Genomic DNA, 17,899 nt, shown 5'->3' with positions numbered 1-17,899 from the left:
ATAACTCGCATTACTTCACTACCATCGCCTCCTCGCTTGGCTCATAGCCGATTCGATGGGCTAGCACATAGAGTGAATCCCCCGCATTCATTTCAAAAGGAACCTGATACACTGACCACACATCAGTTGCAGTCTTTTTGAAGCCAATCGAAGCACCTTCTGTTGCTGATGAAAGTGACACTTTACCATCTCCAACAAGTACCTCAACGGGTTTGGTGGTTGGTGGATAATCTGCTCCTCCCCACCATTTGCTTACCATTTCCATTTCAGGAATAGCTGCCATATCTCCATAATCTTCCACCCATTTTAGATGCGCATTGCGGAGCTCAGCGAGTTTATCTGCATAGTTCGGGTCACTTACTAGGTTAGTGAATTCGTACGGATCAGACTGAGTATCATATAATTCTTCTTCAGGCTTGCTCTCATCAAACCACCGCTCCTGATTTTCATCCAGCTTTCCTTCTTCATGCAACTCGAGCAAATGAACCATCAAAGCGTTGCTTAATCTGTAGGCTATTTTCTGATAGTTTGGCTTTTCAGGCATGTAGTTCTTGATGTACTTAAATCGACCATCACTTACGGCACGCACTCTATCTACTTCAGAATCCATTCTATCCCGAGCAGCATAGATATACTTTCTTGGCTCTGATTTTTGCTCTCCCAAGAACGCTTGACCTTGCATGTTTTCAGGGATTTTCACTCCCGCAAGGGATAGAACCGTTGGCCCAAAATCCACAAAACTTACTAGCTGATCATCCACTGTTCCGGGTTTGATGAAAGGTGCTTTTATAAAAAGTGGAACTCTCAGACCTCGGTCATACAGCTCTCGCTTATAATATGGCATACCATCTCCATGATCTGAGTAGTAAAAAATGATCGTATTCTCATACAGTCCATCGTCCTTAAGCTGCTGGAGGAGTTCACCCACTTGAGCATCGAAACGCATCACATTGGTGATAAATCTAGCCAGAGTCCTCCGAGTAATCGAATCATCTGGATAAACAGGGGGCACAGTCACGTCTGCAGGATCTACTAAGAGACCCTCATTTTCCCTAGCCCAAACTTGTGACTCATGGGTCGTGGTATAATTGAAAATCGAGAAAAAGGGTTGATCAGGATCTTTTCGATTTCTCCAGTGCGCTTTATTACTACTTTCATCCCACATGGTACCCGGAGCTTCAAATTGAAAATCCTCTTTTACATTATTGCTAGTATAGTATCCTGCCATACGAAGGTACTCTGGATAGCCAAGCATTCCTTCTGGAATCACCGTCGAATAAGGCTTATGATCAGGTGGATAATTTGCGCCGGGAGCAGAAGAAAAGGAAAGCGTTCGCATATGCATCGCACCGATCGAAGTTTGGTATGCTCCAGTAATCAGCGCTGCACGACTTGGAGCACAGACACCCGCAGTAGAAAAGGCATTGGTAAAAATCACCCCCGCTTTTGCCAATGAATCCAAAACAGGTGTTTTTCCTCCTGTACCTCCATATACGCCCAAGTGCTCGGGAGACATGTCTTCATTTATAATCCAAAGTATATTTGGACGTGTTGGATAAGTGATTTCCGCAGGTTCTTGTAGTTCCTTTTGACAGGAATAAAAGAAAAATGCAAGAAGACAAATGGAAAGTATATTCTTCATAGGCCAGTGGGTTTAAGCAATTCAAGATATTCCATTTACCCTAGAAATTAAAACTTTATGATCATGCCTTAAAAACAAAGCTTTAGAACATTCTACAATTCCGCCATTGATAGTAAAGTTCTTTGGAATCAGTTTCAGCTTTGGTAACTTATTGTGAAATCTACCAGTTTTGCAATCGCTCATATCTTATCCATGAAAACTGATTTTATATGTACTATCCCAGTCCTACCTTCTAAAGATATTGCTAGAGATTTGGATTGGTATTATCAAAATTTTGGGTTTGTGAAAACCTTCGGGGATCATATGTACGCTGGCATGCGACTGGAAGGAATTGAGCTACACTTACAATGGCATGCTGACACTCCTGATGATCCGCTTTTGGGAGGTTCGGTAGTCCGCATATTTGTCAAAAATATCGAGCCCTATTTTGAATCCCTAGTAATCAAAGGAGTAGTAACTTGCGATAAACTTCGCAAAAACACCTCTTGGGGCACACATGAATTTGGTCTCTATGATTTGAACAACAATGCGATTTTCATCGTCGAGGACATTGTATCCTCAGCAGAAAAAACCTCTTAAATACACAGATATACTTCTTATTAAGATAGGATTTACCCTATTTTGATAGATGAAACAACAACTGGGGCAGATCGCCATATTGGTCAGAGATTACGACGAAGCGATTGAATACTACACCAACGTATTAGGATTTGAGCTACTTGAGGACACTCACCTAAGTGATGTGAAGCGCTGGGTTCGTGTGGCTCCTCCCGGATCTACTTGCCATTTGCTGTTGGCAAAAGCAGCTGACGAACTGCAAAGAAATCAAATTGGCTTTCAGTCTGGAGGAAGGGTCTTCCTGTTTTTATACACAGATAATTTCTACCGGGATTACCACAACTACACAGCAAAAGGGGTAGAATTTATCAGAGAGCCTTCTGAGGAAGCTTTTGGGACCGTTTCCGTCTTTAAGGATTTGTATGGGAATTTGTGGGATTTTATTGAGAGGAAATAAAAAAGCTGGATGATCGATGTCAGATGACCGATGTAGCTTTTCCTTAAATTTTAAGCAACTTCTAAGAAGTTCATCCTTCACTTTCATACCTCATCACCGAGTTATTCAAAACAATTCATAATTTTAAATTCACCCATTTTAAATTATCCATTGGAAAACCAACCCAACAACCCACTTCACGGCATCAAGCTAGCAGAAATCGTCGAGCATCTAGTTGAATTCTATGGCTGGGAAGAACTCGGACAGCGCATTACCATCCGATGTTTCACACATGACCCTTCGATCAATTCCAGCTTGAAGTTCCTACGCAAAACACCCTGGGCTAGAGAGCGAGTGGAAGGGTTATACCTGAAGTCGTTGCGGGATGCGAAGAAAAAGTGAGTTTCTGTTTAGCCAAGAAGAGCGCAAAGAAGGCACTAAGGTTTTCGCAATTAATTAAAACTTTTCCCTCCTGACAGCCACTCTCATTTCTGCACTTTGCGCTTTCTCCGTGCACTTTATGGTTAAAATCCCAAGACCTTCGAGATTTTCTAAACCTCAAAAGACACAAAAAAAGCCCGAAGTAAACTCCGGGCTCTTACTTTATGGTCTGTGGTTGTTATACGTAGTTATTCAACATCACCGGCATTACCAGCATTAGGATGTCTTCGTTTTCGTCTTGCTCAGCTGGAAGAATCAAACCTGCACGGTTAGGAGCAGAGAACTTCAAGCTTACTTCTTTGCAAGAAAGGTTATTCAACATTTCCACCAAGAACTTCGCGTTGAATCCAATTTCGATATCTTCTCCATCGTGCTCACAAGAAAGTCTCTCGTTCGCTTCGTTTGAGAAATCAAGATCTTCAGCAGAAATCATCAATTCGCTACCCGTCAATTTCAATCTCACCTGATGGGTAGTTTTGTTCGCATAGATTGCAATTCTTCTCAATGAGCTTAACAATTCTGAACGATCAATTGTCATCACGTTCGGATTTTCCGCAGGAATTACATTTTCGTAATCAGGGAAACGCTCATCGATCAGACGACAAATCATCTTGATGTTATTGAAGTTGAAATAAGCATTCGACTGATTGAATTCCACAGTTACTGGCAGATTTTCTGAAGGCAAAGTTGACTTTAACAAGTTCAGCGCCTTACGAGGAATAATCAATGTAGCTGCTTCCTGGGAAGCAATATCAACTCTTCTATATCTAACTAATCTATGTCCGTCAGTTGCTACGAAAGTTGTATTAGTTGGGCTTAGATTGATATAAACACCAGTCATCGCAGGACGAAGTTCATCTGAGCTAGTGGCAAAGATGGTATTGGAAACAGCTGAAGAAAGCACCTCTGTGGACATGTCCACAGAAGTAGCGTTGCTTACAGTTGGGATTTTAGGAAAGTCCGTTGCATTCTCACCAGCCAGTCTGTAGCGACCATTGTCAGAACTGATTTCCACTGCATATGTATCATGATCAATGCTGAAAGTCACTGGCTGCTCAGGAAGGTTCTTCAACGTCTCAATCAAAATCTTGGCTGGAACCGCAATATTCCCATCTTCTTTGGCCTCCACGTTGATCTCTGTGATCATCGATGTCTGCAAATCAGATGCAGTAATGGTCAATAGACTCTCTTTGATCTCAAAAAGAAAATTCTCCAAAATTGGCACTACAGGATTGGTAGTGACCACACCGTTGATAGCCGAAAGCTGCTTTAATAAGGCAGATGAGGAAACAATAAATTTCATATGATTATAATTTGTCTTTTGAAGGCCATATGTCCGCCCGGCTTACGTCAGTCGGACGGGGAATCTCGCATGCATCATAATCATCCCAATTTGAGAAGCTTAATAATGCTCGATTTCATATCGTAGGGCTTATTTGATTTTTACTTTTGAATGGGAGTAAATTTATAAATAAATTCTAATTCGAACCGTCGTATAAATGATTCTCTGAAAAATTAATGGTTTAGATCCTATTTTTCTTTCCTAGTTTACTCTCCGACTGTATTTATTCTTTCGATTCCACCAGACAATTCCTCCAAAAATCAACAATACAATCACAGGAGCCAGCACATTCAAACCTTGCCAAAACGTCTTTTCCTGTGCGATCTTAGCCTTATTCAATGGGCGAATCTGAAACGTGCGGGTTCGAGAAGCAATAATCCCTTCTGGATCCGAGAGATATTGAGCTAAGTTTTTCAGAAAAAGCTTATTAGCAAAAGTCGTCTGGCTAAATGGATCTTCTCCTAACGCCAACGGAGTACCATCTTCGAGATTAGTCAGAGCTTGGAAAACATCTCCATCTCCTATCACGACCACCTTTCCTTCACCACTTTCTTTAAAATCTGCTTTTGCAAAGCCTTCCGGCAAAAATCGGTTTTTATACAAAGAGCTGAATTCTCCTTCTAATAGATAAGCAAGGGGTAGATTCTTTAGTACAAACTGCTTCACATCAGGCTCTTGCTCCATATCTGAAAAGGCAACGCGAGTTGGCGCAGGCAAAATTCTAGATAAATCAGAGCTAAAAATCAATGGAGTTTTATGTACCCCTTCCGCTTTTACAGTATCGAGACTGCTAGCAAATCGAAATTCAACAACGTCCAAACCTTTAGTAATTGCATGGTCCTGCATTCTGCCAGCCAAAATATGAAAAGGCCAAGGCAAAGAAACCATCTGAGGTTGACCACCAAAATCACCTCCCATCACGGGGATGTAACCAAAACTCAAATCCTGAATCAAATCCTTATTTACTCTAATTCCATAGCGGAAAAGAAGCTGGTCCAATCCCAGATCAACCGGCATCGCAAGAGTACCTTCTCCACCAGCATTTTCAATATCTACAGCCACGCCATCAAGCAAGACCACTAGATTGCCTCCACTCATTACATATTGATCAAGCAGATAAATCTCCCGCTCAGTAAATGCTTCCTTTGGCCCTTGGATAAATATTATCTTAAACCCAACTAAATCTGCGGGAGTGTTGGCTTGCTCAAGTGGAACCTTAAATAATTCAAAATCACCATCTAGGGCTTCGACCATGCCATATCCTTCATCCGAACTCATTTCTCCATGGCCCATGATCATCGCTATAGAGGAGGATTCTGGAGAAATTAACTTGCGAATCGCATTACTTAGCTCAAACTCCAGATTTTCGATGGATTGATTTAGAATCTGATCGGGACTCATTCCTCGCTCTCCTTTGAGAATTAGTGCACCAGTTTCATATTCTTGATTGCTCACTAGAATGCCTGGAAAAATGAGCTGAGTCTGCAAGCCAGTGGCCTGATTGACAGAAAGATTTACCGGATTTATCGCATATTCGGTGAGGGAAAGTACAAACTCCTCTTGCTTTTCAGCTTCTATACTCAAGGGATCAAAATAAGAATATGTGATCTTTTCAGGGCTATAGGCATTGAAAGTCCTTACTGTTTCCTCAACTGATTTTTGCAATCTCCTCATGCCTCCAGGAAGATTTTCTCCTACCAAAAGTATATCAACATGAAGTGGCTCCGCAATTTGCGAAAGCACTTCTTCAGTAGCCGGATGCAAGGAATAGCGTTTTTCCTCGGTCAAATCAATTCTGAAATTCAGGAATTGCGCAACCAAAGCAAAGAGTAAAATCCCTCCAAAAAAGAGCAACCACGGCTTTGCAGTATGTACAGCAGAATTTTTCATTTATTTCTCAAAACCAAAACCGCCCCGCCCAAAAACAACCAAATCATACCAAAAAGAAAGAATAAATCAGTGGAATCAATGACTCCCCTACTCAAATTGATATAATGAAAACTCAAACTAAAATCAGATGCCCAATAGGAAAAGTCTCCGAGTTGCATATCTGCCAATGCCGAGAATCCGAAGTATAAAACAAAACACAAAAAGACCCCGAGAACGAACGCCACAACTTGCTGTGAAGTAAGCGAACTTGCAAAGAGACCAACAGCCGCAAATACTGCCCCGATCATAATTAATCCTATCCAAGAACCGAAAAAGCCAGCCTGATCTAGGTTTCCAACCGGGTCTCCAAGCTCAATGATACTATAGAAATAAATTAAAGTCGGTAATAGCGCCACTAGCACCAGGCACAGCATTGCTATGTATTTTGCCAAAATAATCTGCACCAGTGAAAGTGGAGAAGTCCTCAAAAGCTCCCAAGTGCCAGTCTTGCGTTCCTCTGCAATAGCCCGCATAGATAAAGCAGGAACCAGAAAAGTAAACACATAAGGCGTATAGCTGAATAGTGCTTCCAAATCTGCAAAACCATAATCCAGCACGCTTGTTTCTGGAAAAACCCAGACAATCAACCCTAACGAAATCAGGAACAACGATAGAACCAAATAGCCTAACAGGCTACCAAAGAAGGAATTGAATTCTTTTAGGAGAAGGCTTTTCATCTAGTGATCTCGCGAAAAATTTGTTCCAAATTCTTTTTGCTTTGATTCAAACTGATCAGATTCAAGGAGCGTGCCTGCACAATATTCATTACAGCTTTTCTACCTAAAGTAGCGTCTTGACATGAAATCATCACCTCCGAAGTCCCTTTAGAACCAAAAGTCACAGGGCCAATATTCTCAAACCATTCCAACTGCAGTTCTTCTTCAGTCTCTAGAATGAGTTGAACCTCATTTACTCCAGATTTCAAATTGCTAAGTGAATCTGAAGCGAGTATTTTACCTTTATTGATAATGACTACATCATGGCAAATAGCTTCCACTTCCTGCATAATATGCGTAGAAAGTATGAGTGTCTTTTCCTTAGCCACTTCTTGAATCAAACTCCTTATTTCCACCAGTTGATTTGGATCGAGCCCAGTAGTCGGTTCGTCCAAAATAATCACCTGCGGATCGTGGATTAAAGCTCGCGCAAGTCCTACGCGCTGTCTATAACCTTTAGAAAGTTGTCCGATTTTCTTGTGTTGTTCTGGCTCTAAACCAGTTCGATTTAGCATTTCCCTCGTTCGGGATTTTAATGTTTGGCCTGACATACCATATAAGCCACCCGAGAATTCTAGAAATTCCCGTACGTACATATCCAGGTAAAGGGGGTTATGCTCGGGTAGATACCCGATTAGTTTACTCACTTCCTTTGGTGAATTGACAGGGTCTTTTCCCATCACGCTGACTACTCCAGAATTGGCAGAAATGTAACCGGTAATCACCTTCATGGTAGTTGATTTACCAGCTCCATTTGGTCCCAAAAAACCAAGGATCCTTCCCGGTGTTGCCGAAAAGGACACTTCATCAAGTGCTTTCTGATTTCCGTAAAGTTTGGTGAGCTGGGATACTTCTAGTGACATGTAGCTTTTTTAGTCAGTCAAAAGTAAGGAAAAATTGTAGTTTCCCTTAGTTGAGATGAATTAGGGAGTCAGGGTTTAGAAGGAAACTTACTCCTCGTGATTAATCTTAAAACAAAAAAGCATGTATTTCAAATACATGATCTCGCGTATTAGAAATACAAGCTTTTACAAGTGATTTATTCGCAGAGACTTAAGTAACCAAAACACTCAAAAACCTACTTTATGATTTAATTCTATCCTCCCAATTTCTCCAGTAATAGATCAATCTTCGTGATCCCCACATACTCGGCTACTAGCTGCTTGTCTGCATCGTAGCAATAGATGGAAGGAACACTCCTGATTTGCAAGAAACTTGCAACCTCCATATTTGTGTCGAGAAGGAAATGAACATTGTTCTTCTCTTTGATCCCCAAACCTGTTGCAAAATCAATCATTTCATCCAAAGGCTGAACCGTCGTTAAAATAATACTATAATCTTTGAACTCCTCAATTCGTTTTGAAAGCTCCCCAAGCTCTTCCTGACATAGATGACAAGTAGAATTGAAGTAAATAAAAAGTGTCGGCTTCTCGCCTGCCACTTCATGTATCGAGGTTGCTTTGCCATTGATGTCATTCAATGTAAAATCAGGCAATTCACTAGGTGCTGAAACCGGGGCCGCTGTGGCAGGAGTTCCTATTTGAGATAAATATCCCATGTAAGTAGCACCTCCTAAAAGGACTACGAGAAGAATAATCAGATTTGTTTTTTTCATCAGTTAAAAGATTACTTTCAAAATAAACACATAACTCTCTTAAAACAAGGCTGGAATTGCCCAAAAGGTCAAATTATGTTTTCTGTGTTTGTAAATAATATAAGTTGAAACACTGTTGAAGGCAGATCATTTGCCCGCTGATTGTATCTCAGTGACGCCTATTATTTCTTACCCTTTGGTCTAAGCGGTCTGCATTCCACATCCGCCACAAAGTAGTTCGGATGAGTTTCCAGTGTTTGTACCATTGTGGTAGCGACATCGATCGGTCTCATCATATTTTCATGGGCATCCACTCCCGGTATTTCATCAAAGAAATTGGTCTGAATAGAGCCTGGATAAATAGTAGAAACTTTAATCCCGAAATCTCTTAGCTCCATATATAAAGAATGAGAAATCCCTCGAACGGCATGCTTTGTACCTACATACCCTGCAAATTTGTTCACTCCATTCAATCCTGCTATGGATGCAACATTCAATATATGTCCTTCATCGGCAGCCTTCATACCCGGGATCAAACGCTTGGTGGTGTAGAAAATCCCATGAACGTTGGTATCAAACATTGCTTTCCAATCCTCAGAGGAAAAAGTCTCTGTATCTCCTGCTACGCCAAATCCAGCATTGTTAACCAAAATCCGAATATCCTTCCCTAGTTTTCCAACGGTGGCTTGAAAAGCACTTTCTACCGATTCTTCTTTAGATACATCACAGGAGAAAAAGTGGAAATTTTCATGCTGAAAATCAGGCGAATTTCTTCCCCAGCCAGCAACGACTGTTCCTTTTTCAAGCAGTAATTTCACTAACTCCAGCCCTATTCCTTTACTCACGCCAGTTACTACCGCGATCTGATTATTAAGTTGCATAGATTCTTTTTTAACGATTGTTCTATACAAAGTCAATTCAGGTGAAATAGTTCTTTGAAAGATGACTTTTCAGCATTTGGCTGGGAAAAAGCTTGAGCATTAAGACATTTTTCTAAATTTGATAAATACCAATACAAACCTCCATCCATGAAATACCTTTTACACTCCCTATTTCTTGTACCAATGTTCGTAGGAGCAGGAACGCTTTTCGCCCAAACTGAGCTCCGACCAGCTATCGACACTAAGGCAAATTCAATTGAATCCAAAGTGATTGAGTGGCGCCGCGATATTCACATGCATCCTGAATTGGGAAATCAAGAAACTCGTACCGCAAAGAAAATCGCAGATCATCTTCGCTCACTTGGAATTGAGGTAACGGAAAATGTAGCTGTAACTGGTGTGGTCGGAGTTTTAAAAGGTGGAAAGCCTGGACCTACAGTCGCACTCCGCGCTGATATGGATGCGCTGCCAGTTACTGAAAGAAATGATTTACCATTTAAATCTGTAAATACAGCTACTTATAATGGTCAAGAAACTGGAGTGATGCATGCCTGTGGGCATGATTCCCACGTAGCCATTCTGATGGGTGTGGCAGAAGTGTTGGCCAGCATGAAAGATGAGCTGGAAGGGAATGTAAAATTCCTATTCCAGCCAGCTGAAGAAGGTGTCTATGATGTTGATATTGCCGGAGCAGAGCTAATGGTAAAAGAGGGAGTGATGGATGACGTGGATGCCGTTTTCGGCTTGCATATCAATTCGCAAACAGAAGTTGGAAAGATAGGCTATAGATCCGGACCGATCATGGCAGCTGTGGATAATCTAGAAATTACCGTAAAAGGAGTACAAGCTCATGGCGCCTATCCTTGGTCAAGTGTGGATCCAATCGTAACCAGCTCACAAATTATTATGGGACTTCAGACCATTCTTTCCAGAAGTGTAAATGTCACCCAGAATCCAGCAGTAGTTACCATAGGAGCTATTCATGGGGGTATTCGGCATAATATCATTCCTGAGGAAGTGGCGTTGATCGGGACAGTTAGGACTTTTGGAGATGAGCAGCAAAAGCTTGTACATAAGCGCATCAATGAGATCGTAACTAATATTGCTGAAAGTGCAGGAGCTACTGTAGATTTAAAGCTTGAGAAATTATATCCTTCCACCGTAAATGACCCTGATTTGACAAAGGAAATGCTCCCAACGTTAGAAGCTGCTGCCGGTGCAGAGAATTTAATCTATTTGAATCCTGTGACTGGGGCTGAAGATTTCAGCTTTTTCCAGCGGGAAAAGCCGGGCGTATTTATTTTTCTTGGTGGGATGAAAAAAGGCGGCGATCCGCTTACTACTCCTTCACATCACACGCCTGGATTCTATATCGACGAGGGTGGATTTGTGCTAGGAATGCGAACCTTGAGCTATTTTGTGGTGGATTATATGGAGAAAAATAAGTAGAGAAGAATTATAGCTCATGATTATGAAACCAATCGTAGCGATACTATTAATTGTAATCTTCTCTGTTCTTGCTTTAATTCATTTTTATTGGGCAATTGGAGGTCAATGGGGATTTGAAAGTGTACTGCCTACAAATGAACAAGGTCAGCAAATGCTGAGTCCGAAGACACTTGATAGCATAATTGTTGGATCTGGACTAACTCTATTCGCAGCTTTTTATTGGCTAACGTTCATTTCAGTAAATCGCAAATTACCATTTTGGGTTAGAATTATTGGGCTTTGGGTAATCCCACTAATTTTTGGGTTGAGAGCTTTGGGTGATTTCAAATACATTGGTTTTTTCAAGCAAATTAAATCTACGGAGTTTGCGAAATCAGACACTTGGTTCTTTTCTCCTTTGTGCTTGATTATCGCGATATTGGGATTTGTATTACTTGTTAAAAGCCTGCGAACTTCAGATAAATCCAAGGAAATCATATTTTAGATCAAAAAAGTGGGGGTACTTTAAACGCCCCTTCATAGTATTTCTCGAAAATGAAATTCTCATCAGACAACTTTTTATAGGCAGCAATCTTCCCAGGTGTATCATTCCCAATGAATGAATTCACTAGCTCATTAAAGGAAGTAAGCTTCAGCACTTTCTGTAGTCCATGCCCGTCGTTGAGGAGAATCAATGTGCAATCAGAGTAGTATTCCGCAAGCACATCATATGATTTGGAGTAAATCAAATGGTCAAAAGCTCCTCCGATCAGAATCATCTTTCCCTCAAATCCCAACAATCGATCGTAGTTGGTTCCATAGAAATCGAAGTTGTCATTTTGATAGGTGTTCCAAAGTGGATTACTCAATTCTTTCAGTAATTCTAAACTTGGGTTGATCTTCTGAGAAGAATCTTGCATTCCCGAGACTGCTATCGCATGTTCAAATGCCCGCACAAGTAATGGGATATTTGTTGCAGAATCTTGGTTAAAAGCCAAACCCCTCAGAACATCCTGAAAAATCATAAATTCAATCAGATTGTACTTCGCAGCGGCCTTTCTCCCCAAATTTACATTGTAGAAATTTGCATAGTAACTGAAATCAAAGTTCTGCTCATCACTAAGCGTCAAACCTTGAAAGGTTAATCCTGAGGAAGAAAAACTCATGTTCTTTTGTACGTCAAAAACCAAGGGATTAACACTGATCATTCTGCTTACATGCTGAGGAAACAAGGAAAGGTAATTCTGCAAAACCATCGCAGACGAGGAATATCCGAACAAAATCACTTGCTCTTCCCCGAGTAATTCCTCCCTGATCACTTCTACATCGCGTGCGACCTGATCTTGGTTAAAAAGGGTGTAAGCCAATTCATAATCTGGACTTCCAGTAAGCATCACACCTCTTTTTAACTCCTCATTATTCTTCCTTCCTTTGATCAAAACAAAATTGCTGAACTCAGAGAAATCCAGCAATTCATCAAAGGGCATATAAAGTTCGTCGAAAGCATCCTCTAATAGAAATACCGTTTCCTTTTCTGAATCAAACTCATTTAAGAATGTAACTTGAATTTCGATTTTCCTTGAATCGGGCAGTAAATGGTTATATGGAACCAAAAACGGCTGTGCCTGAAGGGAAGCACTGACAAAAACAAAAAATAAAACTAATCTCACATCTCAAATTTTATCATTGTTGATAAAACTTCAAACAGATAGAGATTAGTTTTAGTGAAAATTAACCTTCAGCAAAGAATCAATTATTTCCTTTATTCTTCTGGTGCTTAGTCTTCAACTGATTTCTGTTGGTCTTGGCTTTAGAATTTTTATTGCCACGCTTCTTCTCCTTTTCTTGAGCCTCTAGATGTGGATTTGGCTTTTTATGCTCCTTTTTCTCGTGAAATGCTCCCTTATAGTCAGGATTATCTCTCTGGAGTAAACGATCCAGCTCACGTGCATATGCTTGCTTCTCCTCATAAGGAGTAGCGGTCACATCGACTTCATCAGGAATTGGAGCTTCTTCCACCTTCATGCGTATGATTTCCTCGATCTTTTCGAAGTGATACTCTTCGGCAGGATTCACAAAGCTAATCGCCTTGCCTTCATTTGTAGCTCTACCAGTTCTACCGATTCTATGTACATAATCCTCATAGATCAGCGGAACATCAAAATTGACTACGTGAGAAACCATCGTCACATCCAATCCTCTGGAGGCAACATCCGTCGCAACTAGAATCCGAACGTCTCCACCTTTGAAATCCTCGATAGAATTGATCCGGGTATTTTGTCCTTTATTCGCATGGATCACTCGCACTTCTCCATAACTTCTATGGCTCAAGAAGGCAAAAACCTCTTCCGCATTTCTTCTGGATCTGGTAAAAATGATGGCTCTGTTGATTTCCTCATTCTTAAATAAATGAGCGAGAAGACTCAGCTTCGTTTTAATGTTTGGTACCAAATATTTTATTTGCCCAATAGTTTCTGCCGTAGTCGCCTGAGGAGTTACTTCTACTCTTTCAGGAAACTCCAAAAACTCCGCGGCAAAGCGATCGATTCGTTCTCCAAAAGTGGCAGAGAAAAGTAAGTTCTGTCGCTTTCTTGGGATGATTTCCAAAATTGATCTGATCTGAGGCATAAAGCCCATATCCATCATTTTGTCAGCCTCATCCAGCACCATAGTTTTGATTTCCTTAGTGAGGATTTTCCCTTTTCTATAGATATCCAAAAATCTCCCAGGAGTAGATACGATAATATCAACACCTTTCTCTATGGTCTCAATTTGCGTCTTTGGCCCCAAACCCCCATAAAGCGCAACCATTCTCAAATCGGTATTGGCAGACATTTGGACTACTACTTCTTCGATCTGCATCACCAATTCACGAGTTGGCGCCAAAATCACCGCTCTGGCATGATCCCCTTGGGCATATTTCACTTTCATGAGAACCGGCAACACATACGCAGCGGTCTTTCCTGTACCTGTCTGAGCAATCCCAAGCACATCGTGGCCAGCAAGAGCCAGCGGGATTGCCTTTTCCTGAATAGGCGTGGGATGAACATAGCCGGCATCCGCCACAGCATTCAATAGCTGTCGATTTAGCTTAAATGCTTCAAAAGTTGAGGCCTCATTGCTCATGATTCGTTAATTTTGGTTGAATAAGTAAAATCCAAAAAGGAGTAAAGATGAAAAGTATTCTGATCACCGGTGCAAATATAGTCAATGAAGGCCGGATAAGTCCGGGCGATGTATTTATAGAAAATGGAAGAATCTCAAAACTTGGTGCTGACCTCAGTTCGGAGCAAGCAGATATCCATATTGACGCAACTGGAAAACATCTTTTTCCAGGTCTAATTGACGATCAGGTCCACTTCAGAGAGCCTGGATTAACTCACAAAGCTGAGATCTATACCGAAGCAAAAGCAGGGGTAGCTGGTGGAACAACTTCTTATATGGAGATGCCAAATACCATTCCTCAGGCAACTACAGTGGATTTATTGGAAGAGAAATATGCAAGAGCTGCTGAAGTTTCCTTGGCCAACTATTCTTTTTTCATGGGCGCGACAAATAGCAACTTGGATGAGATTATGAAAGTTGATTTTGAGAAAGTTTGCGGATTGAAGATTTTTCAGGGTTCTTCCACAGGAAATATGGTAGTAGACAATATTGAATCCCTAGAAGGAATATTTAAAGAATGTAAAGCCATTATCGCAATCCACAGCGAAAACGACGACATCATCAAAGCGAATTTCGATGAGTTTAAATCCATCTACGGCGATGATATCCCTGTCAAATTTCACCCAAAAATCAGATCAGAGGAGGCTTGTTATGACGCGTCAAGCAGAGCGGTAGCCATGGCAAAAAAGCATGGAACGCGCCTACATATTCTACATATCAGTACCGCAAAGGAATTGGAGTTGTTCACTAACACCATTCCTTTGGAACAGAAAAAAGTGACCGCTGAAGCTTGTATCCACCACATGTGGTTTGCTGAGGAGGATTATGAGACTAAAGGAAATCTCATCAAATGGAACCCTGCAATAAAAACAGCTAAAGACAGAGAGGCTATTTTTAATGCAATGCTAGATGGCACCATTGATGTAGTGGCTACAGATCATGCTCCTCATACCATTGAAGAAAAAGCTCAGGTGTACACAAAGGCACCATCAGGTGGACCACTGAACCAACATAGCTTGGTAGCCATGCTGGATTTCTATCATCAAGGTAAAATCAGTCTTGAAAATATCGCCTTGAAAATGTGTCACAACGTCGCAACTTTATTTCATATCAAGGAAAGAGGGTTTATCCGGGAGGGATATTTTGCCGATCTGACACTTGTAGACCTAAATAATCCATGGAAAGTTGAAAAAGAAAATATTTTATCAAAATGCGGCTGGTCGCCTTTTGAGGGCCATACCTTTAAGTCAAAAGTCACACATACAGTCGTTTCTGGACATTTAGCGTTCGAAAACGGTACATTCCATGAAGACAAGAAAGGCGAGCGTCTTAGATTTATAGGAAAATTTTAACCTGACTCTTGCAAAGAGAATAGCGAATTATTACTTTTGCAGACCGTTTGGAAGAAACCAGTCCAAATGTTTAAATGGTGATTGTAGCTCAGCTGGTTAGAGCGCTGGTTTGTGGATCCAGAGGTCGCCGGTTCGAACCCGGTCTTTCACCCAAAAGCCCCTCACTTTGAGGGGCTTTTCTAATTAATATAGCCTCTATTGGCACAGCATTTGATAATTCACCGCCAGAACTAAACCAACTTCAGATGTTTACTTTGTTCAAAACTTCGCCAAAATTTCCTCAGGTAAAACCCATCAATATTCGCATGGCAAAAAGCTACTTGATGAAATTTGAAGAATCGCTTAGAAATTTCGAAGAAATTCAAAAAGAAGCGATTCACTCCTGATTATTTCAACAAAAACAGAAGGTTATGGAAACATAACCTTTATTTTTTTGCATTTCATTTTTCTTGTCGGATCAAAACTCTATTTTTAACAACATAGAATTTTTCCCACATGAGTTATATCCATTTCGATAAAACACAACTAATTAATCTGAATTATTCTCTTGAGAGAGAGATCATCAGATCCAATCGTTCAGGCGCATATACTAGCACTTCGATAATCTGTTGTAACACCCGTAAATACCATGGGTTATTAGTAGTCCCTCAACCAAAAATCGACTCCCAAAGCCATGTAATGTTATCTACCGTTCATGAAACGGTTATTCAGCATGGTGCAAGCTTCAACTTGGGAATCAGCAAATTCCCTGGAAATTACTCTCCAAGGGGTCATAAATACTTAGAGGATTTCGATTCTGAGCCCATCCCGAAACTGACCTATCGGGTCGGTGGAGTTCTATTGGAAAAAGAACTGATCTTAGACACCAACCGAGATCGATTGATGATTCGATATACGTTGTTAGATGCTCACTCACCGACAAAAATACGGATTCAACCATTTTTAGCTTTCAGAGGTTACCACGACCTTTGCAAGGCAAATACGCATATCAACAAGAAGTTTAAGAGAGCACCAAATGGTGCAATTTTCCACCTTTATGACAAGTACGACCCCCTTTATTTGCAGGTGTCAAAGAAGGTAGAGTTTGTACCAGCACCTGATTGGTATTACAATGTCGAGTATATATTAGAGCGCGAGCGAGGATATGATTATCAAGAAGACCTGTATGTACCAGGGTATTTTGAATTTGAAATAGAAAAAGGAGAATCTGTTATATTCTCAGCAGGATTGACAGAGGCGGATCCAAAAACACGTCAAAATGCCTTTGAGAAAGAAATCGCAAGAAGAATTCCAAGAAGCAATTTTGTAAACTGTCTGAAGAATTCAGCAGGCCAATTTTTACGACAACGGGATGGAGACACCAGAGTCATTGCTGGATATCCTTGGTTTGGCTGGTGGGGTAGAGACACTTTCGTAGCCGCTCCAGGACTTACGCTCACCACTGGTGATAGTAAGACTTTTCTAGATATCATGGATACCATGTCCCGCGACTTGAAAGGTCCACTTTTTCCTAATGTAGGAAGTGGGGTCACCACGAACATGAATTCTATAGATGCGCCACTTTGGTACTTCTGGGCATTGCAGCAATACATCAAGTATACCGGAGATAGTAAGACCATTAAAGATCGCTATTTAGGTAAAATGAAAGGAATTATTGAGGGATACCTTAATGGTACCGATTTCAATATTCACGTTTTAGAAAATGGTCTTGTATATGGTGGCGAGGAAGGAAAGGCACTTACCTGGATGGATGCCGTTACCCCAGATGGGCCGGTTACTCCTAGGATTGGCTGTCCAGTAGAAATTCAAGCACTTTGGTATAATGCACTATGTTTCTACTATGAATTAACTGGTGATGAGGACATAGCAAGTCATGCTGCGAAAATCAGTAATACTTTTGAAAAGGAGTTTTGGTCTGAGGAACATGGGTATCTGGCAGATTATATTGATGGAGAAGAGAAGGACTGGGCTATTCGTCCAAACATGATTTTCGCTACCTCCCTGCCCTATGTGATGCTTAGTGATGATAAATGTGACGCAGTTCTTGAGACGGCAAAATCAAAACTTCTTACGACAAGAGGAATGCGCTCGCTTTCTCCGGATGACCCAGCCTATAAAGGGTACTACTTTGGTGACCAAATCAGCAGAGATCAAGCCTATCACAATGGTACGGTTTGGGTTTGGCCTCTTGGCCACTTTGTAGAAGGATACATTAGGCTACATGGGAAGTCAAGTGCTAATTTTATTAATAAAATCGTAAAAGGTTTTGATGGAGTAATGACTCAATATGGAGTAGGGGCGGTGGCAGAAATTTACGATGGAGACCCGCCGCATCGTCCGAAAGGAGCGATATCACAGGCGTGGAGCGTATCAGAATTGCTTAGAATGATGGATTTGGTCAAAAAGATATAAAAG

Annotated in this window: 16 protein-coding genes and 1 tRNA gene; 8 read left to right on the top strand and 9 right to left on the bottom strand. The window is 41.0% G+C overall.

Annotation, left to right across the window (positions count from 1 at the left end):
* Window positions 1–10: 10 nt before the first annotated feature.
* Window positions 11–1,642: a sulfatase family protein gene (locus LV83_RS09970; protein WP_111611404.1), complete on the bottom strand. Its 1,632-nt coding sequence runs from the start codon at window positions 1,640–1,642 to the stop codon at window positions 11–13.
* Between the two features lie 192 nt (window positions 1,643–1,834).
* Between LV83_RS09970 and LV83_RS09965 the strand changes: the two genes are divergently transcribed.
* The 3 genes from LV83_RS09965 to LV83_RS09955 all read left to right on the top strand — a co-directional run bounded on the left by LV83_RS09965 (window position 1,835) and on the right by LV83_RS09955 (window position 3,038).
* Window positions 1,835–2,221 (top strand): VOC family protein, encoded by a 387-nt coding sequence (locus LV83_RS09965; RefSeq protein WP_111611403.1) that lies wholly within the window; start codon window positions 1,835–1,837, stop codon window positions 2,219–2,221.
* A gap of 49 nt (window positions 2,222–2,270) precedes the next feature.
* The gene (locus LV83_RS09960; protein WP_111611402.1) at window positions 2,271–2,657 is read left to right on the top strand and encodes a VOC family protein; all 387 of its coding nucleotides are present in this window, start codon (window positions 2,271–2,273) and stop codon (window positions 2,655–2,657) included.
* A 150-nt stretch (window positions 2,658–2,807) separates the two neighbouring features.
* Window positions 2,808–3,038, top strand: a complete 231-nt coding sequence (locus tag LV83_RS09955) for a VF530 family protein (RefSeq protein WP_111611401.1) — start codon at window positions 2,808–2,810, stop codon at window positions 3,036–3,038.
* 217 nt (window positions 3,039–3,255) lie between these two features.
* Here LV83_RS09955 and dnaN read toward each other — a convergent pair whose 3' ends face one another.
* The 6 genes from dnaN to LV83_RS09925 form a co-directional block, all read right to left on the bottom strand.
* Window positions 3,256–4,380: a DNA polymerase III subunit beta gene (dnaN, locus tag LV83_RS09950; protein ID WP_111611400.1), complete on the bottom strand. Its 1,125-nt coding sequence runs from the start codon at window positions 4,378–4,380 to the stop codon at window positions 3,256–3,258.
* A gap of 240 nt (window positions 4,381–4,620) precedes the next feature.
* Window positions 4,621–6,309, bottom strand: a complete 1,689-nt coding sequence (gene gldG, locus LV83_RS09945) for a gliding motility-associated ABC transporter substrate-binding protein GldG (RefSeq protein WP_111611399.1) — start codon at window positions 6,307–6,309, stop codon at window positions 4,621–4,623.
* Window positions 6,306–7,025, bottom strand: a complete 720-nt coding sequence (gene gldF, locus LV83_RS09940) for a gliding motility-associated ABC transporter permease subunit GldF (protein ID WP_111611398.1) — start codon at window positions 7,023–7,025, stop codon at window positions 6,306–6,308. Before gldF ends, gldG begins: the two co-directional genes overlap by 4 nt.
* On the bottom strand, window positions 7,022–7,927 hold the full coding sequence (gene gldA, locus LV83_RS09935) for a gliding motility-associated ABC transporter ATP-binding subunit GldA (protein ID WP_111611397.1): 906 nt from the start codon (window positions 7,925–7,927) through the stop codon (window positions 7,022–7,024). Before gldA ends, gldF begins: the two co-directional genes overlap by 4 nt.
* A 233-nt stretch (window positions 7,928–8,160) precedes the next feature.
* Window positions 8,161–8,679, bottom strand: a complete 519-nt coding sequence (locus LV83_RS09930) for a peroxiredoxin family protein (protein WP_111611396.1) — start codon at window positions 8,677–8,679, stop codon at window positions 8,161–8,163.
* A 161-nt stretch (window positions 8,680–8,840) separates the two neighbouring features.
* A complete protein-coding gene (locus tag LV83_RS09925; protein ID WP_111611395.1) occupies window positions 8,841–9,539 on the bottom strand; it encodes an SDR family oxidoreductase in 699 nt (232 codons plus the stop codon).
* A 147-nt stretch (window positions 9,540–9,686) separates the two neighbouring features.
* Between LV83_RS09925 and LV83_RS09920 the strand changes: the two genes are divergently transcribed.
* Together LV83_RS09920 and LV83_RS09915 are read left to right on the top strand one after the other, a co-directional pair.
* A complete protein-coding gene (locus LV83_RS09920; RefSeq protein WP_111611394.1) occupies window positions 9,687–10,988 on the top strand; it encodes an amidohydrolase in 1,302 nt (433 codons plus the stop codon).
* Between the two features lie 22 nt (window positions 10,989–11,010).
* Window positions 11,011–11,472, top strand: a complete 462-nt coding sequence (locus LV83_RS09915) for a DUF3995 domain-containing protein (protein WP_111611618.1) — start codon at window positions 11,011–11,013, stop codon at window positions 11,470–11,472.
* Window position 11,473: 1 nt separating this feature from the next.
* On the opposite strand, the gene LV83_RS09910 is transcribed toward LV83_RS09915, so the two are convergent.
* Both LV83_RS09910 and LV83_RS09905 read right to left on the bottom strand, forming a co-directional pair.
* A complete protein-coding gene (locus tag LV83_RS09910) occupies window positions 11,474–12,637 on the bottom strand; it encodes an alpha/beta fold hydrolase (RefSeq protein ID WP_111611393.1) in 1,164 nt (387 codons plus the stop codon).
* A 79-nt stretch (window positions 12,638–12,716) separates the two neighbouring features.
* The gene (locus LV83_RS09905) at window positions 12,717–14,093 is read right to left on the bottom strand and encodes a DEAD/DEAH box helicase (RefSeq protein ID WP_111611392.1); all 1,377 of its coding nucleotides are present in this window, start codon (window positions 14,091–14,093) and stop codon (window positions 12,717–12,719) included.
* A 47-nt stretch (window positions 14,094–14,140) separates the two neighbouring features.
* Here LV83_RS09905 and LV83_RS09900 point away from each other — a divergent pair, with 47 nt between their 5' ends.
* The 3 genes from LV83_RS09900 (at window position 14,141) to LV83_RS09890 (ending at window position 17,896) form a co-directional block, all read left to right on the top strand.
* Window positions 14,141–15,484 carry a dihydroorotase gene (locus LV83_RS09900; protein ID WP_111611391.1) on the top strand — a complete coding sequence of 448 codons (1,344 nt, stop codon included), beginning with the start codon at window positions 14,141–14,143 and terminating at the stop codon, window positions 15,482–15,484.
* A 76-nt stretch (window positions 15,485–15,560) separates the two neighbouring features.
* Window positions 15,561–15,636, top strand: a tRNA-His gene (locus tag LV83_RS09895).
* Between the two features lie 343 nt (window positions 15,637–15,979).
* Complete coding sequence (locus LV83_RS09890) at window positions 15,980–17,896, top strand: amylo-alpha-1,6-glucosidase (protein ID WP_111611390.1); 1,917 nt, start codon at window positions 15,980–15,982, stop codon at window positions 17,894–17,896.
* The last annotated feature ends 3 nt before the right edge of the window (window positions 17,897–17,899 follow it).

Source organism: Algoriphagus yeomjeoni, assembly GCF_003259505.1.
GTDB lineage: Bacteria > Bacteroidota > Bacteroidia > Cytophagales > Cyclobacteriaceae > Algoriphagus > Algoriphagus yeomjeoni.
This window is presented reverse-complemented; position numbering and strand designations above follow the sequence as displayed.